Consider the following 25,470-nt stretch of genomic DNA (forward strand, 5'->3'; position numbering starts at 1 on the left):
GCCGCCGCGCGGCCGTCCCGGTCCCTTTTCGCGTACGGGGTGGGCCGGCGGGTGCCGAACCGGGTGACGTTACCGCGATCAGCTTGACGTTTGCTGTGAACAGGAGGAAGGTATGCCTGCCCTAAGTTAGCGACCACGGAGCAGCTGATGTTCGCCACGTACCTGATCGGCCTGCGCGAGGGCCTGGAAGCGACACTTGTGGTCAGCATCCTCGTCGCGTTCCTGGTGAAGTCGCAGCGCCGCGACCGGCTGCCGCAGGTGTGGACCGGCGTCGGCCTGGCCGTGGCGCTCTCCGTCGGCTTCGGCTCGCTCATCCAGTACACCTCGACCTCGCTGCTGCGCACCTCGGAGTCGCGCGAGCTGTTCGAGGCGGTCACCTCGGTCGCCGCCGTGGTGTTCGTGACCTGGATGATCTTCTGGATGCGCCGGGCCGCCCGCACCATCGCGGGTGAGCTGCGCGGCAAGCTCACCGACGCGCTCGCGGTCGGCTCCCTGGCGGTCGCCGGCATGGCGTTCCTCGCGGTCATCCGGGAGGGCCTGGAGACCGCGCTGATCTTCTACGCCGCCGCCGAGAGCGCGGCCGGCGGCACCGGGCCCGGCTCGCTGCTCGCCCTGGCCGGCGGCATCGCCACCGCCGTGGTGATCGGCTTCCTGCTCTACCGCAGCGCCGTCCGGATCAACCTCAGCCGGTTCTTCACCTGGACCGGGGCGCTGCTCATCCTGGTGGCCGCCGGCATCCTCAAGTACGGCGTGCACGACTTCCAGGAGGCGGGCGTGCTGCCCGGCCTGAACGACCTGGCCTTCGACATCTCCACCACGCTCGACCCGAACGCCTGGTACGGCGCACTGCTCGCCGGCATGTTCAACGTCACCGCCGCGCCGACGGTGCTGGAGCTGGTCGCCTGGGTCGCGTACGCGGTCCCGGTGCTCGTGCTCTTCCTGCGCAAGCCCGCCCGGCCCGCCAAGCCGGTTCCGGCCGCCGCCACACCCGCCGCGCCGGCCGACGTCGCCGCTGTTCCGTCCCCCCGCGCCTGAACCACCCGTTCCCGAGGAGACCGCACGATGCGTACCACCCGACTCGTCGCGCCCGCCGCCGCCGGGCTGCTCGCCGTCGCCGGACTGACCGGCTGCGGGGGCGGTGACGACGCCGACGCCAAGAACGGCGGGCCGATCGCAGTCAAGGCCACCGACACCGTCTGCGAGGTCGCCGACACCGAGATCGACGCCGGTCAGGTCACGTTCAAGGTGACGAACAACGGTTCCAAGGTCAACGAGTTCTACGTCTACGCCGCCGGTGACCGGGTGATGGGCGAGGTGGAGAACATCGCCCCCGGGCTCAGCCGGGAGCTGCGCGTCGAGCTGACCGCCGGCACGTACGAGACGGCCTGCAAGCCGGGAATGAGCGGCCGGGGCATCCGGGGCGCGCTGAAGGTGAGCGGCACCGCCGCGACTGTCGCCCCCGACGCCGCGCTGACCCAGGCCACCGAGAGCTACCAGCGGTACGTGCGCAGCCAGACCGCCGCGCTGCTGACGAAGACCGAGGAGTTCGTGGCCGCGGTCAAGGCGAAAGACGTGGCGAAGGCCAAGGCGCTGTACCCGGTGGCCCGCACCTACTGGGAGCGGATCGAGCCGGTCGCGGAGAGCTTCGGCGATCTCGACCCGAAGATCGACGGCCGCGAGGAGGTGGTCGAGGAGGGCATGGAGTTCACCGGCTTCCACCGGATCGAGAAGGACCTCTGGACCACCGGCGACGTCAGCTCCGACGGCCCGATCGCCGACCGGCTCCTGGCCGACGTGAAGGCGATCGTGGCCAAGGCGGACGCCGAGAAGCTCACCCCGCTCCAGCTCGCCAACGGTGCCAAGGCGCTGCTCGACGAGGTCGCCAGCGGGAAGATCACCGGCGAGGAGGAGCGCTACTCGCACACCGACCTCTGGGACTTCAACGCCAACCTGGAGGGCTCCAAGGCGGCCGTCGCCGCGCTGCGTCCGGCGCTGGAGCAGCGCGCGCCCGACCTGGTCAAGCAGCTCGACAGCGAGTTCGCGAACGTGGAGACCACGCTCGGCAAGCACCGCGCCGGCGACGGCTGGAAGCTGCACACCCAGCTCGGCAAGGACGAGCTGAAGGAGCTGTCGGACGCGGTCAACGCGCTGGCCGAGCCGGTCAGCAAGGTCGCGGCGGCAGTCGCGCGATGACCGGCCCGGCCGGCGGTGACGCGACGAGCGAGCCGAACCGCGAGCGGACCGGCCGCGGCCTGTCCCGGCGCCGGGCGATGACCCTGGCCGGCGTCGGCGTGGCCGGTGTCGCCGGGGTGGCGGGTGGCGCGGGCGCGCTGCTCGCCGGCGGGAACGAGGCATCAGCGACCGGATCGGCCGCCGGTTCCGTGCCGTTCCTCGGCGAGCACCAGGCCGGCATCACCACCCCGGCCCAGGACCGGCTGCACTTCGTCGCGTTCGACGTGGTCACCAAGGACCGGGACCGGCTCGTCGCCATGCTCCAGGAGTGGACCGCCGCCGCGGCCCGGATGACCGCCGGGAAGGACGCCGGGGTGATCGGCGCGGTCGGCGGCATGCCCGAGGCTCCGCCGGACGACACCGGCGAGGCGCTCGGGCTGCCCCCGTCGCAGCTCACCCTCACCGTGGGCTTCGGACCGACGCTGTTCCGCGACGCGCAGGGCCGGGACCGCTTCGGCATCGCCGCCCGGCGTCCGGCCGCCCTGGCCGACCTGCCGCACTTCGCCGGGGACGCGCTGCGGCCGGAACTGTCCGGCGGCGACATCTGCGTCCAGGCGTGCGCCAACGACCCGCAGGTCGCGGTGCACGCCATCCGCAACCTCGCCCGGATCGGCATGGGCGTGGTGAGCGTCCGCTGGTCGCAGCTCGGCTTCGGGCGTACCTCGTCGACGTCGCGGGACCAGGCCACGCCACGCAACCTGTTCGGCTTCAAGGACGGCACCGCCAACCTCAAGGCCGAGGACGCCGCCCTGCTCCGCGACCAGCTCTGGGTGCAGCCCGGTGACGGCCCCGACTGGATGACCGGCGGCTCCTACCTGGTCACCCGGAAGATCCGGATGCTGATCGAGACGTGGGACCGCAGCCCGCTGGCCGAGCAGGAGATGATCGTCGGCCGGACCAAGGGCAGCGGCGCGCCGATCGGCCGCCGGGACGAGTTCGACGAGCCGGACTTCGCCGCCAGGGGCGACGACGGCGAGCCGCTCATCGCCGACACCGCGCACGTACGGCTGGCCCACCCGGACACCAACGACGGCGCCCGCCTGCTGCGCCGCGGCTACAACTTCGTGGACGGCTCGGACGGGCTGGGCCGGCTCGACGCCGGGCTGTTCTTCATCGCCTACCAGCGCGACCCGCGCCGGCAGTTCGTGCCGATCCAGACCCGGCTGGCCCGCAACGACGCGATGAACGAATACCTGCGGCACGTCTCCAGCGGCCTGTTCGCCTGCCCGCCCGGCCTGCGCGACGCAGCCGACTGGTGGGGGCGCGCGCTGTTCTCCTGAAGCCGGCTCAGCTCACCCGAGGCGGCTCAGCGGCGTACCGGATCGGGTTCGACCTGCGGCGCGGCGGGCCGCAACCGGCCCGCGCCCGGCCCGGCGGGGCCTGGCAGGACGGCGCCCGGCCCGGTGGAGCCCGGCAGCACGGCGGGCGCCGGGACCAGCTCCGGCCAGAGCGTGGCGGCGACCGCCCGGCTGCGGCCCAGCCGGTGCGCCGCCCGCCGCCCCCGCTCGGCGAGCACCGCCGACAGGTACGCCCAGTCCGGCGCGGCCCACGGCGGAGGCGGCGAGGTGACCGCCGCGACCTCCGTCCACAGCCCCCGGCCCAGCCGGAACCGGTCCGGTTCGGCGAGCTGGGGCAGCCGGTCCAGGTACTGCCGCACGGCCAGCGCCAGCCCGTCGTCGAGGCGGGTCAGGTCGAGCGTGCCGGCCCAGGCCAGCAGCGGCGGCGCGGCCGGCGGCAGCGGCCGCCACAGCGTCGCGCCCCGGGTGTGCACCACGAGCGTGCCGGCGACCAGGTCACCCAGCCGGCGTCCGCGCGGGTCGGTGAGCATCACCGTGACGCTCGCCGCCCAGCTCAGCAGCGGCAGCACCAGCCCGGGCCACTCCACCGCGACGCCGACGAGCGCCCGCGTCAGCGACTGGGCCACCCCCACCGGGCCGCCGTCGGCCCGGACCACCCGCAGCCCGACGGCCAGCTTGCCCACCGTCCGGCCACCGGCGAAACGTTCCATCACCACCGGATAGCCGATCAGCACCAGCACCAGCAGCACGATCTGCAGCGCCCCCGCCAGGGCGGCGTCGAGGTAGTCCCCGAGCAGGGCGAGCGCCACCATCCCCAGCACCGCGCCGAGCACGAGCGCCAGCGCGAGCTGGATCACCGCGTCGATCAGCAGGGCCAGCACCCGGGAGCCCAGCCGGGCCGCCCGGACGTCCAGCTCCACCGCCTCGCCGCTGACCAGACCGGCGTCGGCCCACCGGGGCGGTGGGGGAGGTTGCGCGCGCACCCCGACAGTGAACACCATGGACGCCGAACGGGGGAGGGCGAGTGGATCTCGATGCGTACGTGGCCGAACACAACGCCGAATGGCGGCGGCTGGAGTACCTGACCGGGCGGCGTCGCCTCGACGCGGCAGAGGTCGACGAGCTGGTGGCGCTCTACCAGCGCAGCGCCACGCACCTGTCCGCCCTGCGCGCCCGGGCGCCCGAGCCGGCGCTGGTCAACCGCCTGTCCCACCTGGTCCTCGCGGCCCGCGCCCGGGTCACCGGCCGTCAGCGGTTCTCCTGGGCGGCGGTGGGCCGGTTCCTGGCCGCCGACCTGCCCGCCGCCCTCTACCGTGCCTGGCCGTGGTGGTGCGGCGTGGCCACCGGGTTCAGCCTGCTCACCGCGTTCCTCATCTGGTTCGTCGCCGGCAACCCGGACACCGCCGCCGCGTTCGTCGGCGACGAGGCCGCCCGGGAACTCGTCGACTCCGGTTTCGCCGGTTACTACACCGAGTTCGCCGCGCCCACCTTCGCGTTCCACCTGTGGACGCACAACGCCTGGCTGGCCGCCCAGTGCCTGGCCGCCGGCGTGCTCGTGGTGCCGGTGCTCTGGCTGCTGTGGCAGAACGCGCTGAACATCGGCGTGGTCGGCGGCGTGATGGTCGCCTACGGCCGGGGAGACGTCTTCTTCGGCCTGATCACACCGCACGGCCTGCTGGAACTGACCGGCATCTACGTCGCCGCCGGGGTCGGACTGCGTACCGCCTGGGCCTGGATCGCCCCGCCCGCGGACCTCGGGCGCGGCCGGGCGGTCGCCGAGGCGGGCCGGCTCGCCGTCGTGGTCGCGGCCGGGCTGGTCGGCCTGTTCGCGGTCTCCGCGCTGGTCGAGGCGTTCGTCACCCCGGCGCCGCTGCCGGTCGCGCTCCGGGTGGCCGCCGGCGCCGCGGTGTGGCTGGCCTTCCTCGCGTACGCGCTGGTGCTCGGCCGGCGCGCGGTCAGAGCTGACCGAGGGACTTGAGCCGCAGGTAGGTGTCCGCGACGGCCGGGGCGAGCCGGTGGGCCGGCACGTCCACCACCGTCACCCCGTAGCGGGACAGCGCGGCGCGTACCCGGTCCCGCTCGGCCAGCGCCCGCCACGCCGACGCGGCCGCGTACGGGTCGTCCGGGCCGGTCGGGGTGGCAGTGGCGAGCCTGCTCAGCACCGGGTCGCTGCCGGCGGCCAGCACCACCCGGTGCCGGGTCGCCAGCCGGGGCAGCACCGGCAGCAGCCCTTCGCCGATCGCGCCCGCCTCCAGCGCGGTGAACAGCACCACCAGGCTGCGCTGCCGCTCCCGGCGCAGCACCTCGCCGGCGATCAGCTCGAAGTCGGTCTCGGCGAGCGTCGGCTCCAGCGGCGCCACCGCCTCGACCAGCCGGGCGAGCAGGGCCGGACGGCCGCTGCCGGTCACCCGCGCCCGGATCTCGGTGTCCGCCGCCAGCAGGTCCACCCGGTCACCGGCGCGGGCCGCGAGCGCGGTGAGCAGCAGCGCCGCGTCGATGGCGGTGTCCAGCCGGGGCTCGTCGCCCAGCCGGACCGCCGAGGTGCGGCCGGTGTCCAGAACGCAGACCAGGCGCCGGTCCCGTTCCGGGCGCCAGGTGCGGACCAGGATGTCGGCGCGCCGGGCGCTGCCCCGCCAGTCGATCGAACGGACGTCGTCGCCCACCGCGTACTCGCGCAGCGTGTCGAACTCGGTGCCGTGGCCGCGCCCCCGGGTCACCTGCACACCGTCGATGACCCGCAGCCGGGCCAGTTTCTCCGGCAGGTGCCGGCGGGAGTCGAACCGGGGCAGCACCCGCAGCGTCCACGGCGGGGTGGCGGGCTGCCCGGCGCGCTGCCGGGCGCCCAGGCGCATCGGCCCGAGCGAGCGTACGGTCAGCGCCACCGCGGGCCGGTCGCCGCGCCGGGTCGGGGTGAGCCGGACCGGCAGCGTGGCGACGCCGCCGGGCGGCACGGTGAGCAGGCGCTGCGGCGGCACGTCCGGGCGGGCCCCGGCCGACGGCACCCAGGCGTCGCGCACCTGGGCGTACAGCGTGTGGTGGGTCGGGTTGGTCAGGTGCAGCGTGACGGTGGCGGTGCCGCCGAGCCGCACCGTACGGTCGCCGGAGCGGGTCACCGTGAGCGCGTGCGGCGGGGCGGCCATCGCCCGGTCGAGCGCCACCAGCAGCAGCACCACGACGGTCAGCACGGCCACCCCGACGAACGGCGCCGGCCAGAACGGCAGCGTCAGCGCGCCCACGCCGAGCAGCAGACCCGCCCGCCAGGTCATCGCGGCGTCGGCACGGTGGCCAGCACCGAGTCCAGCACCGCGTCCACGGTCACGCCCTCCAGTTCCGCCTCCGGGCGCGGCCGCAGCCGGTGCCGCAGCGTGGGCCGGGCCACCGCCTTCACGTCGTCCGGCGTGACGTGGTCCCGGCCGGCCAGCCAGGACCACGCCTTGGCGGTGTTCAGCAGCGCGGTGGCGCCCCGGGGCGACGCGCCCAGCTCCAGCGCCGGGGCGGAACGGGTGCCCCGGCACACGTCCACGATGTAGCCGAGCACCGGCTCGGCCACGTGCACCCGCTGCACCTCGGCCCGGGCCGCGGCCAGGTCCGCCGCACCGGCCACCGGGCGTACGCCGGCGGCACGCAGGTCACGCGGGTCGAAACCGGCGTGGTGCGCGCGGAGCACACCCAGCTCCTCCTCCCGCTCCGGCAGCGGCACCGTCAGCTTGAGCAGGAAGCGGTCGAGCTGCGCCTCGGGCAGCGGGTAGGTGCCCTCGTACTCGACCGGGTTCTGGGTGGCCGCGACGATGAACGGGTCGGGCAGCGGACGGCGCTCGCCCTCGACCGAGACCTGCCGTTCCTCCATCACCTCCAGCAGCGCCGACTGCGTCTTCGGCGGGGTGCGGTTGATCTCGTCGGCGAGGAGCAGGTTGGTGAAGACCGGCCCCTCCCGGAACGTGAACGCGGCGGTGCGCTGGTCGAAGATCAGCGAGCCGGTGACGTCGCCGGGCATCAGGTCGGGGGTGAACTGCACCCGCTTGGCGTCCAGGTCGAGCGCGGCGGCAAGCGTCCGCACCAGCAGCGTCTTGGCCACCCCCGGTACGCCCTCCAGCAGCACGTGCCCCCGGCAGAGCAGCGCGATCACCAGCCCGGTGACCACGGCGTCCTGCCCGACGACGGCCTTGGCCACCTCGGCGCGCAGCCGGTGCAGGGCGGCGCGGGCGCCGGACGGGGCGGTGGTCGTGACGGGTCCGGTCACCGGGTGTCTCCTTCGCTCGGATGCGGGGCCAGGGTACGGGTCAGGGCGTCCAGTTCGCGGGCCAGCTCCAGCAGCTCGCGGTCCTTCTCCGGGGCGGGGCCGTAGAGCAGTTCGGCCACCCGTTCCGGGTCGGCGCCGGCACGCTCGGCGATCCGGGCGGCCACCTCGTCGTCGGGCGTGTCCGGAGGCAGGTTGAGCCGGGGCAGGAGCCGGTCCAGCGCGGCGGCGCGCAGCGTCTCGGCGACCGTGTCCCGGGCGCCCGCCCGGCGGTAGAGCCGCGCCCGGCCGCGTACCGTCTCGGCGGCCCGCACGGTCACCGGCAGCGGCTCCGACACCGGTGGCCCGAGCCGGCGGGCCCGCCAGAGCACGACGAGCAGCCCGGCCAGGGCGAGCTGCGCCAGGAGCGCCCAGAACCACTGCGGGAAGGCGCCCCAGAGCGGGTTCTCCCACGGCGGGTCGGCGCGGTCGGGCGGGTCGGGCCGTTCCGACCGTTCGCCGTCGCCGCCCTGGGCGGGCTCCTCGCTGAAGGGTTCCGGGGACCAGCTCGGGCGGGTCGGGGCCGGTACCGGCTCGGGCAGGTCGAGCCAGACGAGCGGGCGGTTCCCGCCGAGCAGACCGGTGGCGAGGGCCTCGTTGCCCCACTCGCCGATCCGGTCGTTGCGGAACGGGTCGCTGGCGCCGGCCAGCACCACCTCGACCCGTCCGGGGACGCGCAGCAGCGCGCCGCCGTAGCAGTGGCCGACCTCGGCCGGCCCGGCGTAGCGCTGCAGGTCGATCGCGGCGGTGCCGGCCCGGACCGCCTCGGGCAGCGGGCACGGCGTGCCGTCCGCGTCCGGCGGCACGGCCCGCGCGGCCCAGCGCCGGGCGGCCGCCTCGACCGGCGTGTCCAGTTCGGCGAGCACCCGCGGGGAGGGCTCGACGAACACCAGGCGGGTGCCCGGGGGCAGGGCGGTCAGGCGGTCGAGCAGGTCCGGGTGCACCAGTCCGGGCGCGGGCACGAAGACGGTGCTCGGCGCGATGCCGGCGGTCTGCAGCACCCCGTCGAACGCGGTCTCCCGGCGCACCGGCACGCCCTGCGCGCGCAGCGCCTCGGCGAGCCGGCTGCCCCCGTCGTCGTCGGTGGCGACCGGGGAGAGGAAGCCGGGCTCGTCGGTGTCGGGCCGGTCGACGGCGTGCAGCACGAGCGTGGTCACGATCAGCAGCACGGCCAGCCCGAGCGGGACGAGCAGCCGGTGCCGCCGACGGCGCGGCGTCGCGGCGGTGGCCGTCTCCGCCGGCGTCACGGTGGCGGTCATCGCGGCTCCTCCCCGGTCAGCTCGCGACGCAGGTCGGCGGCGAGTTCACGCATCCGGTGGTCGTGCGCGGCGGTGGCGGGACGCTGGGCGTACCAGAGGTCGGAGAAGATCGCCCCGGCGGTGTGCAGCGTCGGCCGCACCTGGGGCCGGGCACGGGCCGCCGCCTCGGTCAGCTCGACCACTGTGAGCCCGGGGCGGGGCTCCACGACGTGCCGCGTGACCAGGAGCCGGACCATCTCGCGCAGCCGTTCCCGGACCGCCTCGGCGTACCGGCCCTCGGCCGCGAGCCGGTCGGCCAGCCCGGGCGCGCCGGCCGGCACGGCCTCCGGGGTCCGGGGCTCGGGCACGCGTACCGGCGGCGGATCGGAGCGGCGGCGGCGCGCGGGCCGGCGCAGGCGGGGCAGCCGCAGCCGGGGCAGGCGCGGCAGGCGCAGCCGGGGCAGTGAGAACCGGGGCAGCCGGCGGGGCACCCAGGCCGGGAAGAAGTACCAGCCCAGGGCGGCCAGCAGCGCGACCGCCAGCAGGATCAGCGCGGCCAGCGGCAGCGGCAGCAGGTCACCGAGGGCCGCCACCGTCTCGGTCCACCACCGGCTCACCGCTGCGCCGCCAGCAGGACCGGTTCCGGTACGCCCGCCGGCGCGCGGGAGAGCCGGATGTCCAGCCCTTCGGTGCGGATCCGGGTCTCCAGGTGCAGCACCGCGTCCAGGCAGGCCAGCGCCGGGTACGCCAGCGCGTTCACCGCGGCGAAGGCGGCGACGGTCACCGGCAGCGCCCAGGCGGACACGTCGAACAGGCCCAGCATGCCGAGACCGTGATAGACGCCCAGCCCGATGCCGAGCCGGATCAGCCACCAGCCCAGGTAGCCCAGCAGCCGGACGGCGGCGGCCCGCGCGCTCACCCGGCCCGCCAGGCGGATCGCCCGCCACGGGGCCCGGTGTCCGGGCACCCCGTCCAGCACCAGCACCGGCACCACCAGGCCGAGCAGCCCGTACGCCAGGAACCAGCCCGGCCCGGTCAGTGCGGCGAGCGTGACGACGGGGCCGACCGCGACGGCGGCCAGCACCACGGGGCCGGGCCGGGAGCCGCGCAGCAACTCGGCCGGCCCGGGACGGCGCCCCAGCAGGGCCGCGCCGGCGCCGCGCGCGGCCGGGCCGCCCAGCAGCGCGATGATCGCCGCCTCGGTGCCGGCGCCGGTCGCCAGCAGCAGCCAGTACCAGGGCAGCGAGTCACCGAAATCCGCCGGCCACCACTGCGGCGGGTCGGCCTCGACCAGCAGCCGCAGCGGGTGGAGCACCGCCTGCTCGGCGAGGGCCAGCACGAGGGCGAGCGGGACGAGCACCCGAGCGTGGTCGCGCAGCAGCAGCACTGCCGCGTCGAGCAGTTCGCCGACGGTCAGCGGACGGCGCGGCAGTACCGCGGTCGGGCCGGCGTCGGGCACGCGTACTCCTGGCGGGCAGGGCGGAGGTGGCGGGCGGCGCGGCGCCCGAGGGATCATGGTTGCACGGCGGGTCCGCATCCGGTGGACCCGTCCGCCCTGACGCGCCACGCTGTGCGGCCACGCCGCTTGCTGTGGTGCGCGGGCCCGCTCGGCGCTACCGTGCCGTGGAGACGCCGAACCCCTCCAGACGAACGGGGATGGAACGATAAACCCCATGAGAGCCCGGGTACTCGTGGTCGACGACGACCCCGCCCTCGCCGAGATGCTCGGCATCGTGCTGCGCAGCGAGGGCTTCGTGCCGTCCTTCGTCGCGGACGGCGAACGGGCGTTGGCCGCCTTCCGCGACAACCGACCCGACATCGTCCTGCTCGACCTGATGCTCCCCGGCATGAGCGGCATCGACGTGGCCCGCGCCATCCGGGGCGAGTCCGGCGTGCCGATCGTGATGCTGACCGCCAAGAGCGACACCGTGGACGTGGTGCTCGGCCTGGAGTCCGGCGCCGACGACTACGTGGTCAAGCCGTTCAAGCCCAAGGAGCTGGTGGCCCGGATGCGGGCCCGGCTGCGCCGGGGCGAGGACGTGGCCCCGGAGATGCTGACGATCGGGCCGCCCGGCAACCAGATCACCATCGACGTGCCGGCGCACACGGTCAGCCGCGACGGCGACGAGGTGAAGCTGACCCCGCTGGAGTTCGACCTGCTGGTCGCGCTCGCCCGCAAGCCGCGTCAGGTCTTCACCCGCGAGGTGCTGCTGGAACAGGTCTGGGGCTACCGCCACGCCGCCGACACCCGCCTGGTGAACGTGCACGTGCAGCGGCTGCGCGCCAAGATCGAGCCGGATCCGGAGCGACCCGAAATCATCCTGACCGTGCGGGGCGTGGGTTACAAGGCGGGTACCGGATAGCCTGGTCAGCACTGTGGTGACCACCCCGCTGCCGGACACGCCGACCGCCGAGCCCCGCCGGCTCCACGCCGTGCGGGCGCTCTGGCTCGCCCTGAGCGGCCGGGTCGCCCGGCTGGTCGCCGCGGTGCACCAGGCCTGGCGGCGGTCGCTCCAGGTGCGTGTGGTCACCATCACGCTGGTGGCGTCGAGTCTGCTGGTGGGCGGTTTCGCCTACCTGATCGCCGACAAGATCACCAGCATCCTGCTGGAGAACGCCGAGACCGACGTGCGGCTGCGGCTGAGCAACGGCAGCGAGTACGCGGCGAAGCAGTTCAACCTCTACAGCCAGCCGCAGGAGGCGCAGCTCCAGAACACCATCGACGGCACGGTGAACTACCTGGCCGGCGGTGACCCGACGCAGACCAGCGGCGTCGTGGTGGCGATCACCGCCGACAACTTCGCCGAGTTCATCGAGCCGCGCACCACGCCCGAGGTGCCGGTCGGCACGGTGATCGGCGACGAGCTGCGGGCCGCCGTGGCCTCCGGCAAGGTCGCCCACCAGATCCGCACCGGGTCGCTCGGCGGCGAACGCACCAAATACCTGGTCTACGGCTCCCCGGTGCCCACCAAGTTCGGGCAGGTCGAGCTCTACTACCTCGTACCCCTGGCCCGGCAGGACGCGACGGCGGCCGACGCCCGGGCCACGGTGGTCGCCACCGGCGTCGCGCTCGTCCTCCTGCTCGGCCTGCTGGCCGCCCTGGTCACCCGCCTGGTGGTGACGCCGGTACGGGTGGCCGCGCGCACCGCGCAGCGGCTCTCCGCCGGCCTGCTCGACCAGCGCATGGTGGTGAACGGCGAGGACGACCTCGCCCTGCTGGCCGCCTCGTTCAACCAGATGGCGACGAACCTGCAACGGCAGATCCTCCGGCTGGAGGAGATGTCCCGGCTGCAACGCCGGTTCACCTCCGACGTCTCGCACGAGCTGCGGACCCCGTTGACCACGGTCCGGATGGCCGCCGACCTGATCTTCGCCGAGCGGGACGAGTTCGACCCGGCGGTGGCCCGCAGCGCCGAGCTGCTCCAGGCCGAGCTGGACCGGTTCGAGGAGCTGCTCACCGACCTGCTGGAGATCAGCCGGTTCGACGCCGGCTTCGCGGTGCTGGACAGCGAGCCCACCGACCTGGTGCCGGTGGTGCACCGGGTCACCGAGCGGCTGGCCGGGCTGGCCGAGCGGGTCGGGGTCACGATCGAGCTGGACCTGCCGGACACTCCGGTGATCGCCGAGGTCGACCCGCGCCGCGTCGAGCGGGTGCTGCGCAACCTGGTCGGCAACGCGGTCGAGCACGGCGAGGCCAAACCGGTACGGATCACCCTGGGTCAGGACCGCAGCGCGGTGGCGATCACCGTGCGGGACCACGGCGTCGGCCTCAAGCCGGGGGAGGAGAAGCTGGTGTTCAACCGCTTCTGGCGGGCCGACCCGTCGCGGGCCCGGCAGACCGGCGGCACCGGGCTCGGCCTGTCGATCAGCCTGGAGGACGCCCGCCTGCACGGCGGCTGGCTGGAGGCGTGGGGCGCGCCCGGCCAGGGCGCCCAGTTCCGGCTCACGCTGCCGGCCCGGGCCGGGGACCGGCTCACCACCTCCCCGCTGCGGCTGGTGCCGGCCGACGCCACGGTGCCGTTCGGCGGTCCCCGCGACGGCGGCCTGCTCGCCATCGGCCCGGGCACCGACGCCGGAACGCTGACCGTGGAGCCCGCCGCCGACGGCGACCGGGCGGAGGTCCGGCCGTGAGCCGCCGCGCCCTGGCCCTGCTGCTGGCCGGCGCCCTGCTTCCGGCCGCGCTCGTCGGCTGCGGCATCCCGGGTGAGACAGACGTCCAGATCGACGGCTCGGTGCCGGCCGCGCAGGGCGGAGCGCTCAACGGCAGTCCGGCCCGGCCGCCCGAACCGGCCGACAGCAGCGAGCCGGTGCCGTTCATCGAGAACTACCTGCGGGCGGCGGCGGCCGGGGAACGCGACCAGGCGTACGCCCGGGCCCGGAAGTTCCTCGCCGAGGAGTCCCGCGACCTGCTCCCGGGCAAGCCGCAGACCAGCGAGGTCGAGTTGACCGTGGTGCGGCTGCGGGAGAAGCCGGAGAGCACGCCGCCGAACAACCAGGGCACCAGCACGGTGACGCTCAAGGTGCAGCAGGTCGGCGTGCTGCGGGCGGACGGCACGCTCGGGCCGCCGGTGGCCAGCGACACGCAGTACGTCTTCGAGCTGCGCCGCGCCGAGCCGGCCGGGACCGGGCTGCTGATCACCGAGGCGCCGAACGTGCTGCTGGCCAGTGACTCGGCGATGCGTGAGTACTACCGCCCCCGCACCGTCTACTTCTGGAACTCGGACCAGACCCGGCTGGTGCCGGACCAGCGCTACCTGCTCTCCTCGGCGCCGACCGAGCGGCGGATCACCGAGGTGATGAAGTGGCTGGCGGACCGCCCCTCGGATTGGCTGGCCGCCGGCGTGACCGGGTTGCCCGACGGCACCCAGCTGATCAACAACGCGACCGGGACGGACGGGCACTGGGAGATCAACCTGAACATGCCGGGGGCCAACGAGCAGCGGCTGAACCGGCTCGGCACCCAGTTGGCCTGGTCCCTGTCGGACCTGGACGGCGTGGTCGACCTCAAGATCCAGAACCAGAAGCGGCTGACCGTCGACCTCCGGCGGGAGCGCGTCTCGGTCGTCGCGTACCCGCGCGGGGCGAACCCGATGCGGTTGGGCGTCTACGACGGCGCCGTACGCCCACTGGCGTTCGGCAACGAGCCGCGGGCCGCCGTGCCGCTGCCGCCGGAGGAGAACCGCAACGTGGTCTCCGCCGCGCTCGCCCGTGCCGAGGAGCAGGTGCTGGCCGCGCTCGTCGTGACCGGCGCCGACAACCGCAAGCGGCTCAAGGTGGGCTCCGGCGCGGAGCCGGTGGCCACGCTCAACGCGAGCGACCGCACGTTCCGCGCGATGAGCCGCCCGACCTGGCTGCGGTCGCTGACCAAGGCCCGGCCGGGTGGCCTGGTGGCGGCAGACGGCAAGCTCTACCGGTTCGACGGGTCGGGCCGGATGAGCGAGATCGCGCTGTCCGTGTCCGGCCCGGTGACGGCGGTCGCCGGTTCCCTCGAAGGCCACCGGGTCGCACTGGTCAGCGGCGGCGCGCTCTACGTCGCCGCGGTCAGCGTCGACGGCGGCGTGGTCAACCTGGGACAGCCGCGCCGGGTGGCCACCCTGCTCACCGGCGTGACGGTGGTGGACTGGGTGGCGGAGAACGAACTCGTGCTGGCCGGCAACGAGGCGGACCGGCGTTCGGCGATCCACCAGCTCAGCGTCGACGGCGTGTGGGAGACCCCGCTGGCGGTGGAGATCGGCGCCCCGGTCACCCAGCTCGCCGGGTATCCGGGCGGCAGCGACCGGGGCCTGGCCGCGTTCTCGTTCATGTTCGAGACGGACGGGGCGGCCTGGCGGAACAACCCGTTCGACTTCGTCAAGCGGGAGCAGGTGCTCGACGTGCCGGCCGGCAGCCGGGCGACCAACCCGACCGCCCCGTTCTTCCTCTACTGAGCCGCCGTGCGTGACCTGGGCGGGCTCTGGTCGGACCTGACCGACCTGGTGCTGCCCGCCGGGTGCGCCGGCTGCGGCGGGGGAGCGCCGCGGCTGCGGCAGGGCTTCTGCCCCGGCTGCGTACGCGAACTGGAGTCGCTGCGCCCCGCGCCCACCCGGCCCGATCCGGCCCCGCCCGGCCTGCCGCCCTGTGTCGCGCTCGGCCCGTACGGCGGGGCGCTGCGCGAGGCGCTGCTCGCGTACAAGGAACGGGGCCGGCACGGGCTGGCCCGGCCGCTCGGCGCGCTGCTGGCGGAGGTGGTCGCCGAGGCGGTGGGGCCGCCCGGCCCGGTGACGCTGGTGGCGGTGCCGGACACCGCCCGCGCCGCCCGGGCCCGCTACGGCGACCACCTGGACCGGCTGGTCCGCCCGGCGGCGTCCCGGCTGCGCGCGGCCGGCTGGCCGGTACGCGTGCTGCGACCGCTGCGGGCACTGTCCCGGCCCGACTCGGTGACGCTGGACAGCGCCGGACGGGCCACCGCGGCCGAGGCGGCGTTCCGGTTGCGCCGCCCCGTGACCGGACACCACCCGGCCGGGACCGTGGTGCTGCTGGACGACATCGTCACCACCGGCGCGACGCTCGCGGCGGTGAGCCGGATGTTGCACCGCGCGGGAATGACGCCAAAGGCCGCGGCCGTGCTCGCCGCAACGCAAAAGCGGCACGTTCGGTGACGCTTCGTGTATCCGTTTCACCCCATGGTGTATGAGGTGTTAAATTCCGCAACCCCTTTCGGCAACCAGGGGTGACGGTTGGCGGTACAGGAGTTAGCGTTTCGGTGTCGGGGGTAGAGAGGATGCCAACCTTCCCCCGGCGCTGGAAGGAGGCGTAGCCGAACACCACCGGTCGACGCCGAGCGGGGCCCTCCCGGGCGGGTCGACCGGATTCTCCGGACCGAACGACCGTCCGAACAAGGGAGGTCACGTGGACATCGTGGTCAAGGGCCGTAACGTCGAAGTGCCGGACCATTACCGGGTGCACGTAGCCGAGAAGCTCGCGAAGATCGAACGCTACGACCAGAAGCTCATTCGCGTGGACGTCGAGTTGTTCCACGAGCGCAATCCACGCCAGGCGGACCACTGCCAGCGAGTGGAGATCACCTGTGTCACGCGCGGCCCGGTGATCCGGGCCGAGGCCTGCACGAGCGACTTCTACAGCGCGCTCGACGCCGCAATCGCCAAGTTGGACACCCGCTTCCGCCGCGCTGCGGACCGCCGCCGGGTGCACCGGGGGCGGCACGCGCCGATCTCCGTGGCCGCCGCGACCGCCGGACTGCCGGTGGCCGAACTCGACGGGCCCGGCCTGGCGGCGCGCGACGGCCACGGCGCCGCCACCGCCGTCGCCGAACGTCCCGACGAGGACGGTTACGTCGAACCCGACGACCAGCCGTGGCACATCGCCCGGGCGAAGGTCCACCCCGCCGATCCGATGACCGTCGACGACGCGCTGTTCCAGATGGAACTGGTCGGCCACGACTTCTACCTGTTCCAGGACAAGGAGTCCGGCCGCCCGAGCGTGGTCTACCGGCGGCACGCGTACGACTACGGGATCATCCAGCTCGACACGTGACCCCTTGACCGGTGAGACGGGCCCCCGCACGCGCGGGGGCCCGTCTCAGTTCTCGTCGGTGGCGAGCCGGCCGTAGACCACCGAGTCGACCCGGGCGCCGTCCGGGCCGGGCAGCCGCCCGCGCAGCAGCCCTTCCCGCCGGAAGCCGGCCCGTTCCAGCACGCGCTGCGAGGCCACGTTGTCCGGCCGGGTACCGGCCCAGAGCCGGGCCACCCCGATGCCGAACGCCCACCCGGCGACCAGCCGGACCGTACGCGCGGCCAGCCCGCGCCCGCGCGCCTCCGGCAGCAGGCTGTAGCCGATCATCGCCTGGCCGGTGGCGGGCTCGTCGTAGAACAGCGCGCACCCGCCGACGACAGCGCCGGTCACCGCGTCGACGATCGCCAGGTCGGCGGCCTCGCCGGCCAGCCAGCGGCTCGCCGCCAGCCGGCAGCGCCGCGCGAGCGCGGCCCGCTCCGGCGCCACCGGCGGCACTCGGTTCGCCACCACCTCCGGCAGCGAGTGCAGCCGGTGCAGCACGTCGGTGTCCGCCGGCCCCACCGGGCGCAGCGTCACCACGCCGTCGGTGAGCCGGCCGCCGGGCAGGTCCGGCAGCAGACGGGCGACCGGTCCCGGCGGGTCGTCGGCCAGCCGTACCCAGGCGATCAGATCCTCGCGTACGCCGCCCGCGCTCGCGCCCGCCGCCCGGCGTACGCCCTCGTGCCGGTAGCCGCAGGCCAGGGCGATGCGCTGGCTCGGCACGTTGTCGACGCGGGTGAGCAGTTCCAGCCGGGCCGCCCCGGCGGCGAACGCACGCTCGGTCAGCAGCCGGGTGGCGGCGCTCGCCACGCCCCGGCCGCGCGCCGCGGGACCCACCCAGTAACCGATCTCGTAGCTCGCCCGCTCCGCGCTGAGCCGGCTCAGACCGATGCTGCCGAGGAGCCGGTCGGTGGCCGGGTCGGCGATCGTGTACGCGGCCCCACCCGCCGCCCACGCCGCCGGCGAGCCCTCGGTGATCCACCAGCGGGCGGCGTCCTCGTCGTAGGGATCGGGCAGCAGAGGCATGAACCGGCGGGTCTCCGGGTCGGCGCACCCGGCCACCATGTCCGGCACGTCCCCGAGGTGGCACGGCCGCAGCCGTACGCCGTACCCCTCGATCGTCTCCGGCGTCACACCAGGTCCTCCGGCAGCAGCGCGCCGATCCACGCGTCCTGGCGCTCGCCGCGGTGCTGGACGCCGCCGCGCAGCGTGCCCTCGACGGTGAAGCCGGCCTTCTCGGCGGCCCGCCGCGAGGCGGTGTTGCCCACGTTGGCCCGCCACTCGATCCGGGCCAGGCCGAGCGTGGTGAAGCCCCAGGCGCACACGGCGGTGAGCGCGGCCGGCAGGTAACCCCGGCCGCGCGCGTGCGGCGCGGTCATGTATCCCACGTCGGCCACCAGCGGGTCGTTGGGGAGGATGCGCAGGTCGATCGAGGCGACGTAGCTGTCGTCCGGGTCGGCCACGGCGAACGTCGCGGCGGTGCCCCGGGCCCAGGCCGGGCGGACCAGGTCGTGCAGGAAGCCCTCGGCGTGCTCCGGCCGGTACGGGTGCGGCACCGTGGTCCAGCGGATCGTCTGCTCGTCCTGGCAGGTGCGGGTCACCGCGGGCAGGTCGCGCTCCTCCAGCGCGCGCAGCCGCAGCTCGGTGTCCCCGGCGGTGGCGAACAGGACCGGCTGCGGGCGGCCGAAGACCGCCGCGCGGCGGGCCTGCAGCGTGTCCGGCCCGTAGGGGACCGGGTCGCCGGGCGCGGCCAGCTCGGCCGGGAACAGGGAGCCGATCCAGCCCTCCGGACGGCCGCCGGGGCTGGGGTGGGCCAGCCGCAGTTCACCCTCGACGCGGAAGCCGGCGCGCAGCGCGACCAGCCGCGAGGCGTGGTTGCCGATCTCGGCCTGCCAGGTGAGCCGGCGCAGCTTGAGCGCGTCGAACGCCCAGCGGGCGAGCGCGCGGGTGGCGCGGACCGCGACGTCCCGGCCCCGGGCCCACGGCGCGGTCCAGTAGCCGACCTCGGCCGAGTCCAGCTCGCGGTCCACGGAGACCAGGCCGCACGAGGCGAGCAGCTCCCCGGTGCCGGCGTCGCAGACCGCGAACGGTGCGCCCGCGCCCTCGGCCCAGGCGGTCGCGCTGAACGTGGTCACGAACTCGGCGGCGTGCTCCGGCAGGTACGGGCGAGGTACGGTGGTCCAGCGCTGGATGTCCGGATCCTGGCAGGCACGGTGCACCGCGTCGGCGTCCGCCGCACGCCAGGGGCGCAGCAGCAGGCCGTCCTCGATGATCTCCACAGGCTCCATCCGAGCCATCGTGCCGGATCGTTCGCGCACGGCGTAACCCGATTAGCGGCCGGTGGCGCACGGTCGCGGCGTTATGTCGGGTTCCGGAGCCCGGACCGCCGCCACCAGTGACCATCGTCGCCTCCGAGCGCCTACGATGGTTCGAGACCGTCTAGGGGAGCGTTGATCCGTGTCGATTCTGGAAAAGGTCCTTCGCGCCGGCGAGGGGCGCATGGTGCGTCGGCTCAAGGCCATCGCGGCCGCCGTCAACTCGATCGAGGACGACTACGTCAACCTCAGCGACGACGAGCTACGCGGCATGACCGACCAGTTCAAGGAGCGGCTCGCTGACGGCGAGACCCTCGACGACCTGCTGCCCGAGGCGTTCGCGGTGTGCCGTGAGGCGGCCTCCCGGGTGCTCGGCCAGCGTCCCTACGACGTCCAGGTCATGGGTGGCGCGGCGCTGCACTTCGGCAACATCGCCGAGATGAAGACCGGTGAGGGCAAGACGCTCACCTCGGTCATGCCGGTCTACCTGAACGCGCTCGCCGGCAAGGGCGTGCACGTGGTCACCGTGAACGACTACCTGGCCGAACGCGACGCCGCCTGGATGGGCCGGGTGCACGAGTTCCTCGGCCTGCGCGTCGGCGTGGTGCTGCCCAACCGGCCCGCCACCGAGCACCGCGCGGCCTACGAGTGCGACATCACCTACGGCACGAACAACGAGTTCGGCTTCGACTACCTGCGCGACAACATGGCCTGGTCGAAGGACGAACTGGTCCAGCGCGGCCACTTCTTCGCCGTGGTCGACGAGGTCGACTCGATCCTCATCGACGAGGCGCGTACCCCGCTGATCATCTCCGGTCCGGCCGAGCACTCCGCCCGGTGGTACCAGGAGTTCGCCACCGTGGTGGCCCGGCTCCAGCCCGGCACCGACGGCGAGGGCGACTACGAGGTCGACTACGCCAAGCGCACCATCGCGATCACCGAGCGCGGCGTGGCCAAAGTGGAGGACCGCCTCGGCATCGACAACCTTTACGAGTCGGTGAACACCCCGCTCGTGGGCTACCTGAACAACGCCATCAAGGCCAAGGAACTCTACAAGCGCGACAAGGACTACATCGTCAACGACGGCGAGGTCCTGATCGTCGACGAGTTCACCGGCCGCATCCTGCACGGCCGCCGCTACAACGAGGGCATGCACCAGGCGATCGAGGCCAAGGAGGGGGTGGAGATCAAGCAGGAGAACCAGACCCTGGCCACCATCACCCTCCAGAACTACTTCCGCCTCTACGACAAGCTCTCCGGCATGACCGGTACCGCCCAGACCGAGGCGGGCGAGTTCAACAAGGTCTACAAGGTCGGCGTCGTGACCATCCCGACGCACCGGCCGATGGTCCGGCTCGACCGGCCCGACGTCATCTACAAGACCGAGAAGGCCAAGTTCAACGCCGTCGTCGAGGACATCGCCGAGCGGCACGAGCAGGGCCAGCCGGTGCTCGTCGGCACCGTCTCGGTGGAGAACTCCGAGATCCTGTCGCACATGCTGCGCCGCCGCGGCATCCCGCACTCCGTGCTGAACGCGAAGTTCCACGCCAAGGAGGCGGAGATCGTCGCCCAGGCCGGGCGCAAGGGCGCGGTCACCGTCGCGACCAACATGGCCGGCCGCGGTACGGACATCCTGCTCGGCGGCAACCCCGAGTTCCTCGCCGCGAACGAGCTGCGCCAGCGCGGGCTCGACCCGGTCGAGCAGCCGGAGGAGTACGCCAAGGCGATGGAGGAGATCCTCCCGACCTGGAAGCAGGCGTGCGACGTCGAGGCGGAGGAGGTCGCCGCCGCCGGTGGCCTCTACGTGCTGGGCACCGAGCGGCACGAGTCCCGCCGGATCGACAACCAGCTGCGCGGTCGCGCCGGCCGGCAGGGTGACCCGGGCGAGTCCCGCTTCTACCTGTCGCTGCAGGACGAGCTGATGAAGCGCTTCCGAGCCGGCGCGGTCGAGGCCGTGATGGACCGCTTCAACATCCCCGAGGACGTGCCCATCGAGTCGAAGATGGTCACCCGGCAGATCAAGAGCGCCCAGGCCCAGATCGAGGGCCAGAACGCCGAGATCCGCAAGAACGTCCTCAAGTACGACGAGGTGCTGAACAAGCAGCGTCAGGTGATCTACGCCGAGCGCCTGCGGGTGCTCAACGGCGAGGACCTGTCCGACCAGGTCCGCAACATGATCGACGACGTGGTGACCGCGTACGTGGTCGGCGCGACAAGCGACGGCTACGCCGAGGACTGGGACCTCGATCAGCTCTGGTCCAGCCTCAAGCAGCTGTACCCGGTCGGCGTCACAGTCGACGAGCTGGAGGAGGAGGTCGGCTCCCGCTCGGGCATCGACCAGGACTTCCTGCTCGCCCGCCTGAAGGAGGACGCGCACGCCGCGTACGACAGGCGCGAGGAGAGCCTCGGCGAGGAGGCGGTCCGCCAGCTCGAGCGGATGGTCCTGCTCCAGGTGATCGACCGCAAGTGGCGCGAGCACCTCTACGAGATGGACTACCTGCAGGAGGGCATCAGCCTGCGGGCGTACGCCCAGCGCGACCCGGTCATCGAGTACCAGCGCGAGGGCTTCGACATGTTCGCCACCATGATGGACGGCATCAAGGAGGAGACGGTCGGCTTCCTCTACAACCTGGACGTGCAGGTCGAGGAGGCCGAGCCGGAGGCCGAGGAGGTGCAGCTGCTGGAGAAGCCGGTGGAGATCCGGGCGAAGGGTCTCAACCGCGCGCCGCAGCAGCAGGGCCTGCAGTACTCCGCTCCCGCCGTGGACGGCGAGGCCGGTCGCGGCGCTCCGGTGATCGAGCGGCCCGAGCAGCAGGCGCCGGCGCTCGGCATCGGCCAGCAGTCGGAGCGCCCTGCCGCCGCCGGGCCGCGCCGGGCTCCGGCCGGTGCGAGCGGCCAGGCGGTCGCGGCGAGCACCGCCCGGCGGGCCGCCCCGGGCCAGGTCGACGGCGGCGAGGGCCCGTCCCGTAACGCGCCCTGCCCGTGCGGCTCGGGCCGCAAGTACAAGCGCTGCCACGGCTCGCCCAACGGCGGCAACTGACCCCGAACGCCCACGACGGGCCCCGGCCTCCCGGCCGGGGCCCGTCGCCGTCCCTGGGTTCCCCCAGGGCCCTCGCTCTCTCCCGCGGTCTTGCAGTTCCGGCCCTCATCATGCCCGATTCATGCCGTTATCTACGGGACGGAAGTGCAAGATCGGCGCCGGTGGAGGCGCGGGTGGCCGCGGCGCGGTCGAGCCGGGTCCGGGGGGCCCACGACCGGGCTCAGAGGACGTCCAGGACGAGGCACAGCCAGGTGCCTCGGCGGCGTTCCAGGCGTATCGCAACGGCCCAGCTCGTGCCTCCGACGCCGGCGAACACGGCGGTGGCCTCGACCGCGCCCGCGCGGGGCTCGCAGACCCGCAGACGCCGCAGGAGCAGAGTCGGCCGGGCGGTACGGCGGCGGACCGGGGTCACCCGGCGGGCTGCTCGGGTCAGCTCGGCCGCGACCGGGCCGGCCGACTCGGGCACACAGAGCGGCCGGAGCTGGCCGGGCGGCCGGAAGCCGTTGACGATCTCCAGGAAGGTGCGGACGAATCGGTGTGCGGCCCGTGTTCCCTCGGGTGCGGCGGACGCGAGGGCTGACGCGGGGGTGCCGGTCCAGCGTGGCCAGGCGGGTGCCGGGTCCGGGGCGCGGCCGGCGGGGCGTGCGGCGGCACCGCGGCGCGGATCGCTCAGGTCGAGGGTGAGCTGCCCGACGGGACTCCACAGCGGCTCCTCGTCGACGCACGGCGGGTCGAGTGGCGGGGCGGGCCGGAGACGGACCGGCGGGCGGGGTGCGCGGGGACGGCGGGTGTCGACCATCTCGAATCCTTGCGTTTGCCTTCGTTTGCCTCCGACAGGGCTTCATCTTCCCGGAATGGCGTCACCGGCGTCAATGGCCGACGGTCCTCGGGTGGTCACTCCTCGTCGCGCTCACCGAGCGGGTTCCCGCGTACCCACTCCGCCGTCTCGGCGTACTTCCGCTCGATGTATTCCTCCAGCCGGGAGCGCTCGACCCGCCACTGCCCCCGACCGCCGATCTTGATCGCCGGCAGCTCGCCACTGCGAACCATGTGGTAGACCTGCGAGTCCGAGACGTTCAGCTCGGCGGCGACGTCGGACAGCAGCAGGAACCTCGACTCCACGGTGACTCCCGGGGTTGGCTTCGTTTGCCTTAGTTTGCCATCACCGGCTGACATCGCCCCATGCCCGTTCGCCTGACACACCGGCGGGAGACTTCACCCGCGCGGATGCCGGGTGTATGACGGTCCTGGCGTACGGCATGATCGGCGCCCGGAGCCGGCGTCCGCCGGTGAGTGGCCTGAATGCGGGAGTGACCGGTGACCGACGAGCTTGTCCGGGTGTACCTGCCGGCGACCGTACCCATGCTCGCCCGGCTGCGCGAGGAGGGGCTGACCGCCGAGGCGGCGCACGCGGTCACCCCGGAACTGCGCGAGTGGTACGCCGAGGGCGACGAGGAGGAACTGGAGTACGTGGCCTTCACCCGGGCCGCCCAGGACGCGCTGTTCCTGCTCCGGAGCGACCCCGCCGCGCCCCGGCGACGGGTTGTCGTCTCGGCCGACCTGCCCGCCCGGGCGGTCGGACGAGTCGGCGGCGAGCTGGGGTCCAGCGTGGTCCGGCCGGCCGGACCGGTGCCGGTGAAGTCGGTCGCCGCGCTTCATGTCGACGGCGCGGAGGCGGTCGAGGACGTGGCCGCTGCCGTCGAGGTGGTGGCCGAGGCCCAGGCCGGCGACCCGGACGCCCAGTTCACCGTCGACGGCGCCGAGGACCACGAACTGGAGTGGTACGACGTGACCGAGCTGGACCTGCTGCTGCGCGAGGCCGGCTGAGCCGGCGGCTCAGGACGCCGCCGGCTCGTCCGTCTCGTCCTCGACCGGGCGGGGGCCGAGCGTGCGGCCGAACACGATGAGCGTGGTCAGCGCGCCCACGAAGAGCACCCAGATCCCGTTGTCCACCCGCGAGGTGCCGAGCGCGGTCTGCGCGACCTCGTCGGCCTCGCTGAGCGCGGCGGCCAGGTCGAGCAGCCCGCGGCCGCCGATCCGGATGATCACCTCGGTGAGCAGCAGGAGCAGGCCCGCGCCCGCGCCGGCCACCAGGTACGCCGGCCAGCGCAGCGGCGACGCCACGCCGTCACGGCGCTCGGCCCGGCGACGGGACCAGGTCAGATAGAGGTACGCGGCGAGGCCGGCGAGCAGGCCGGCGAGCAGCGATTCGGTACGCGAGACCCACTTGGCGGCGTCGAGCACCGACTGCTGGGTCTCCCCGGCGCCGAACAGGTCGGACAGCGGGTCCCGGGCGCGGCTGAACAGCACCACGAAGATCTGCGCGGTGAGCGTCGCAGCGGTGATCGCACCCACCACCCGGGCCTGACGCGCGCCCGCCATCGCGCCGCCGATGATCGCGGCTGCCGCCGTGGTCCCGGCGATCGTGTTCGTGGTGGCGTTGTCGGCGTACGTCAGGTTGATCGCCACCGCGGCGAGCAGCCCGACCACCAGGCCGGTCCCGACGGCGGCCAGGAACCGCAGCGTGGCCCGGCCGAGCCGGTTGGTCGCGGCCAGGGCGACGGTGGCGCCGGTGACCAGCGCCGCGGTGATGACGCCGGGCAGCGCGTACGCGGAGAGGCTGATCGCGGTCACGCCGGCCGCGGTCGAGTGGATCGCCTCGCGGGTCGACCAGAGCATGGCGGCCAGCCATCCGAGCGAGAGCAGGGCGAGTACGAGCGCGCCCGGGGCGAACTCCGGCCGACCGCCGGTGACAGTCCCCTCGTCCCCATGCGCGTATCCGGCTGCGTCCTCGCCCGTCCGAGCCTCGCTCGCCGGTGCCTCGCCCGACGGTGTCTCTCCGGAGGGCACCTTGACGGAGGACGCCTTGACGGAGGACGTCTCGACGGTGGCCCCGTCGCCCGTGGTCGGCCCGACGGTCTCGGGCTGATCCGTCTCCGCGGCCGTGGAGCTGCCGGGCTGGTTGCTCATCGTCTTCCCTTCGACGGTCGCCGGATCCCCGAGCCGGGCCGGGCAGGTCACCGGTCATCCAGCGTACGCGGCGCATCACCACTCCTCGGGCGGGCCGTGTGCCGTGTGCGCGTTGATCGACTGCAGTACGGCGATGTGGTGGCATCCCGAGGGCCCGGATACCGCCATTTCCCCGAGGTGGAGTGGATCAATGGCCGATAACCGCCAGCCGGGCGGGCCGTGTGGTGCCGTTGGTCGACTCCAGCTCGGGGAGGTGCCGCCCGGAGGCCCGGAACACCGCCACCCCCGAGGTGGGCTGGATCAAAGGTCGAGTAAGCGCCGACGAATCGTCGACGAACTGGGGCGCGATCCGATGTTTCGTCGGATCCGGGTCGGTTGGGGCCGACGGTCCGGAGATGAACCGGCCGTCCGGTGTGCCAGGGAGGCGCGTCCGGCGGGGGCTTGTCGTGACAGAATCGGGGCCAGGTCCCGCCGCCGCCCACCCCGCGGCGCCCCGGTGTCCGGCCGCCCGGCCGGCGCCCGCGGGTCCGGTTTCGCCGTCGCCGTCGAG

At 74.1% G+C, this 25,470-nt stretch carries 22 protein-coding genes; 11 read left to right on the top strand and 11 right to left on the bottom strand.

The features are described 5' to 3' along the window. The first annotated feature begins 147 nt into the window (after positions 1-147). From efeU to efeB, 3 genes are read left to right on the top strand one after another with little or no spacing between them, the layout of a single operon-like run. On the top strand, positions 148-1,035 hold the full coding sequence (gene efeU, locus A4R25_RS20220) for an iron uptake transporter permease EfeU (RefSeq protein ID WP_043326403.1): 888 nt from the start codon (positions 148-150) through the stop codon (positions 1,033-1,035). 27 nt (positions 1,036-1,062) lie between these two features. Further along, positions 1,063-2,193 carry an iron uptake system protein EfeO gene (gene efeO / locus A4R25_RS20225; RefSeq protein ID WP_043326401.1) on the top strand — a complete coding sequence of 377 codons (1,131 nt, stop codon included), beginning with the start codon at positions 1,063-1,065 and terminating at the stop codon, positions 2,191-2,193. After that, complete coding sequence (gene efeB / locus A4R25_RS20230) at positions 2,190-3,512, top strand: iron uptake transporter deferrochelatase/peroxidase subunit (RefSeq protein ID WP_043326398.1); 1,323 nt, start codon at positions 2,190-2,192, stop codon at positions 3,510-3,512. Before efeO ends, efeB begins: the two co-directional genes overlap by 4 nt. A 26-nt stretch (positions 3,513-3,538) precedes the next feature. Here the strand turns inward: efeB and A4R25_RS20235 are convergent, their stop codons facing one another. Further along, the gene (locus A4R25_RS20235) at positions 3,539-4,531 is read right to left on the bottom strand and encodes an RDD family protein (protein ID WP_064447729.1); all 993 of its coding nucleotides are present in this window, start codon (positions 4,529-4,531) and stop codon (positions 3,539-3,541) included. Positions 4,532-4,554: 23 nt separating this feature from the next. Between A4R25_RS20235 and A4R25_RS20240 the strand changes: the two genes are divergently transcribed. Next, positions 4,555-5,508 (top strand): stage II sporulation protein M, encoded by a 954-nt coding sequence (locus A4R25_RS20240; RefSeq protein ID WP_064447730.1) that lies wholly within the window; start codon positions 4,555-4,557, stop codon positions 5,506-5,508. Here the strand turns inward: A4R25_RS20240 and A4R25_RS20245 are convergent. From A4R25_RS20245 to A4R25_RS20265, 5 genes are read right to left on the bottom strand one after another with little or no spacing between them, the layout of a single operon-like run. After that, on the bottom strand, positions 5,486-6,796 hold the full coding sequence (locus A4R25_RS20245; RefSeq protein ID WP_064447731.1) for a DUF58 domain-containing protein: 1,311 nt from the start codon (positions 6,794-6,796) through the stop codon (positions 5,486-5,488). The genes A4R25_RS20240 and A4R25_RS20245 overlap by 23 nt on opposite strands. After that, positions 6,793-7,770 carry a MoxR family ATPase gene (locus tag A4R25_RS20250; RefSeq protein ID WP_064447732.1) on the bottom strand — a complete coding sequence of 326 codons (978 nt, stop codon included), beginning with the start codon at positions 7,768-7,770 and terminating at the stop codon, positions 6,793-6,795. The genes A4R25_RS20245 and A4R25_RS20250 overlap by 4 nt, the downstream gene beginning before the upstream one ends. Then, entirely contained in the window at positions 7,767-9,065 is a 1,299-nt protein-coding gene (locus A4R25_RS20255; RefSeq protein WP_064447733.1) for a DUF4350 domain-containing protein, read from the bottom strand. Before A4R25_RS20255 ends, A4R25_RS20250 begins: the two co-directional genes overlap by 4 nt. Further along, positions 9,062-9,661: a DUF4129 domain-containing protein gene (locus A4R25_RS20260; RefSeq protein WP_064447734.1), complete on the bottom strand. Its 600-nt coding sequence runs from the start codon at positions 9,659-9,661 to the stop codon at positions 9,062-9,064. The genes A4R25_RS20255 and A4R25_RS20260 overlap by 4 nt, the downstream gene beginning before the upstream one ends. After that, positions 9,658-10,503, bottom strand: coding sequence for a hypothetical protein (locus tag A4R25_RS20265; protein WP_064447735.1), 846 nt, complete (start codon positions 10,501-10,503; stop codon positions 9,658-9,660). Before A4R25_RS20265 ends, A4R25_RS20260 begins: the two co-directional genes overlap by 4 nt. 214 nt (positions 10,504-10,717) lie before the next feature. Between A4R25_RS20265 and mtrA the strand changes: the two genes are divergently transcribed. The 5 genes from mtrA to hpf all read left to right on the top strand — a co-directional run bounded on the left by mtrA (position 10,718) and on the right by hpf (position 16,577). Continuing rightward, the gene (gene mtrA, locus A4R25_RS20270) at positions 10,718-11,407 is read left to right on the top strand and encodes an MtrAB system response regulator MtrA (protein WP_030501405.1); all 690 of its coding nucleotides are present in this window, start codon (positions 10,718-10,720) and stop codon (positions 11,405-11,407) included. Positions 11,408-11,423: 16 nt separating this feature from the next. Then, positions 11,424-13,175 (top strand): MtrAB system histidine kinase MtrB, encoded by a 1,752-nt coding sequence (gene mtrB, locus A4R25_RS20275; protein WP_369799310.1) that lies wholly within the window; start codon positions 11,424-11,426, stop codon positions 13,173-13,175. Further along, positions 13,172-14,971, top strand: a complete 1,800-nt coding sequence (locus A4R25_RS20280; RefSeq protein ID WP_043326390.1) for an LpqB family beta-propeller domain-containing protein — start codon at positions 13,172-13,174, stop codon at positions 14,969-14,971. Before mtrB ends, A4R25_RS20280 begins: the two co-directional genes overlap by 4 nt. A gap of 6 nt (positions 14,972-14,977) precedes the next feature. Beyond that, positions 14,978-15,682, top strand: a complete 705-nt coding sequence (locus A4R25_RS20285; protein WP_064447736.1) for a ComF family protein — start codon at positions 14,978-14,980, stop codon at positions 15,680-15,682. Between the two features lie 250 nt (positions 15,683-15,932). Then, the gene (gene hpf, locus A4R25_RS20290) at positions 15,933-16,577 is read left to right on the top strand and encodes a ribosome hibernation-promoting factor, HPF/YfiA family (RefSeq protein ID WP_064447737.1); all 645 of its coding nucleotides are present in this window, start codon (positions 15,933-15,935) and stop codon (positions 16,575-16,577) included. Positions 16,578-16,622: 45 nt separating this feature from the next. Here the strand turns inward: hpf and A4R25_RS20295 are convergent, their stop codons facing one another. Together A4R25_RS20295 and A4R25_RS20300 are read right to left on the bottom strand one after the other, a co-directional pair. Continuing rightward, a complete protein-coding gene (locus tag A4R25_RS20295) occupies positions 16,623-17,729 on the bottom strand; it encodes a GNAT family N-acetyltransferase (protein ID WP_043326385.1) in 1,107 nt (368 codons plus the stop codon). Then, positions 17,726-18,883, bottom strand: coding sequence for a GNAT family N-acetyltransferase (locus tag A4R25_RS20300; RefSeq protein WP_064447738.1), 1,158 nt, complete (start codon positions 18,881-18,883; stop codon positions 17,726-17,728). The genes A4R25_RS20295 and A4R25_RS20300 overlap by 4 nt, the downstream gene beginning before the upstream one ends. Positions 18,884-19,052: 169 nt before the next feature. Between A4R25_RS20300 and secA the strand changes: the two genes are divergently transcribed. Then, entirely contained in the window at positions 19,053-21,950 is a 2,898-nt protein-coding gene (gene secA, locus A4R25_RS20305; protein ID WP_043326381.1) for a preprotein translocase subunit SecA, read from the top strand. Positions 21,951-22,170: 220 nt separating this feature from the next. On the opposite strand, the gene A4R25_RS20310 is transcribed toward secA, so the two are convergent. Both A4R25_RS20310 and A4R25_RS20315 read right to left on the bottom strand, forming a co-directional pair. After that, on the bottom strand, positions 22,171-22,749 hold the full coding sequence (locus A4R25_RS20310; RefSeq protein ID WP_043326379.1) for an Rv3235 family protein: 579 nt from the start codon (positions 22,747-22,749) through the stop codon (positions 22,171-22,173). Positions 22,750-22,844: 95 nt separating this feature from the next. Next, positions 22,845-23,072, bottom strand: coding sequence for a helix-turn-helix domain-containing protein (locus tag A4R25_RS20315; RefSeq protein ID WP_030501414.1), 228 nt, complete (start codon positions 23,070-23,072; stop codon positions 22,845-22,847). Positions 23,073-23,267: 195 nt separating this feature from the next. On the opposite strand from A4R25_RS20315, the gene A4R25_RS20320 reads away from it, so the two are divergent. Beyond that, positions 23,268-23,777 (top strand): hypothetical protein, encoded by a 510-nt coding sequence (locus A4R25_RS20320; protein WP_043326377.1) that lies wholly within the window; start codon positions 23,268-23,270, stop codon positions 23,775-23,777. A 9-nt stretch (positions 23,778-23,786) separates the two neighbouring features. Here the strand turns inward: A4R25_RS20320 and A4R25_RS20325 are convergent, their stop codons facing one another. Continuing rightward, positions 23,787-24,920 (bottom strand): hypothetical protein, encoded by a 1,134-nt coding sequence (locus tag A4R25_RS20325; RefSeq protein ID WP_064447767.1) that lies wholly within the window; start codon positions 24,918-24,920, stop codon positions 23,787-23,789. Positions 24,921-25,470: the final 550 nt, after the last annotated feature.

The organism is Micromonospora sp. NBRC 110037 (assembly GCF_001652995.1).
GTDB lineage: Bacteria > Actinomycetota > Actinomycetes > Mycobacteriales > Micromonosporaceae > Micromonospora > Micromonospora chalcea.

Excerpts from the sequence above, each read along its gene's own strand:
- efeU (WP_043326403.1), top strand. The coding sequence starts at position 148 with ATGTTCGCCACGTACCTGATCGGCCTGCGCGAGGGCCTGGAAGCGACA.
- efeO (WP_043326401.1), top strand. The coding sequence starts at position 1,063 with ATGCGTACCACCCGACTCGTCGCGCCCGCCGCCGCCGGGCTGCTCGCC.
- efeB (WP_043326398.1), top strand. The coding sequence starts at position 2,190 with ATGACCGGCCCGGCCGGCGGTGACGCGACGAGCGAGCCGAACCGCGAG.
- A4R25_RS20235 (WP_064447729.1), bottom strand. The coding sequence starts at position 4,531 with ATGGTGTTCACTGTCGGGGTGCGCGCGCAACCTCCCCCACCGCCCCGG.
- A4R25_RS20245 (WP_064447731.1), bottom strand. The coding sequence starts at position 6,796 with ATGACCTGGCGGGCGGGTCTGCTGCTCGGCGTGGGCGCGCTGACGCTG.
- A4R25_RS20255 (WP_064447733.1), bottom strand. The coding sequence starts at position 9,065 with ATGACCGCCACCGTGACGCCGGCGGAGACGGCCACCGCCGCGACGCCG.
- mtrA (WP_030501405.1), top strand. The coding sequence starts at position 10,718 with ATGAGAGCCCGGGTACTCGTGGTCGACGACGACCCCGCCCTCGCCGAG.
- A4R25_RS20300 (WP_064447738.1), bottom strand. The coding sequence starts at position 18,883 with ATGGAGCCTGTGGAGATCATCGAGGACGGCCTGCTGCTGCGCCCCTGG.
- A4R25_RS20310 (WP_043326379.1), bottom strand. The coding sequence starts at position 22,749 with ATGGTCGACACCCGCCGTCCCCGCGCACCCCGCCCGCCGGTCCGTCTC.
- A4R25_RS20325 (WP_064447767.1), bottom strand. The coding sequence starts at position 24,920 with ATGAGCAACCAGCCCGGCAGCTCCACGGCCGCGGAGACGGATCAGCCC.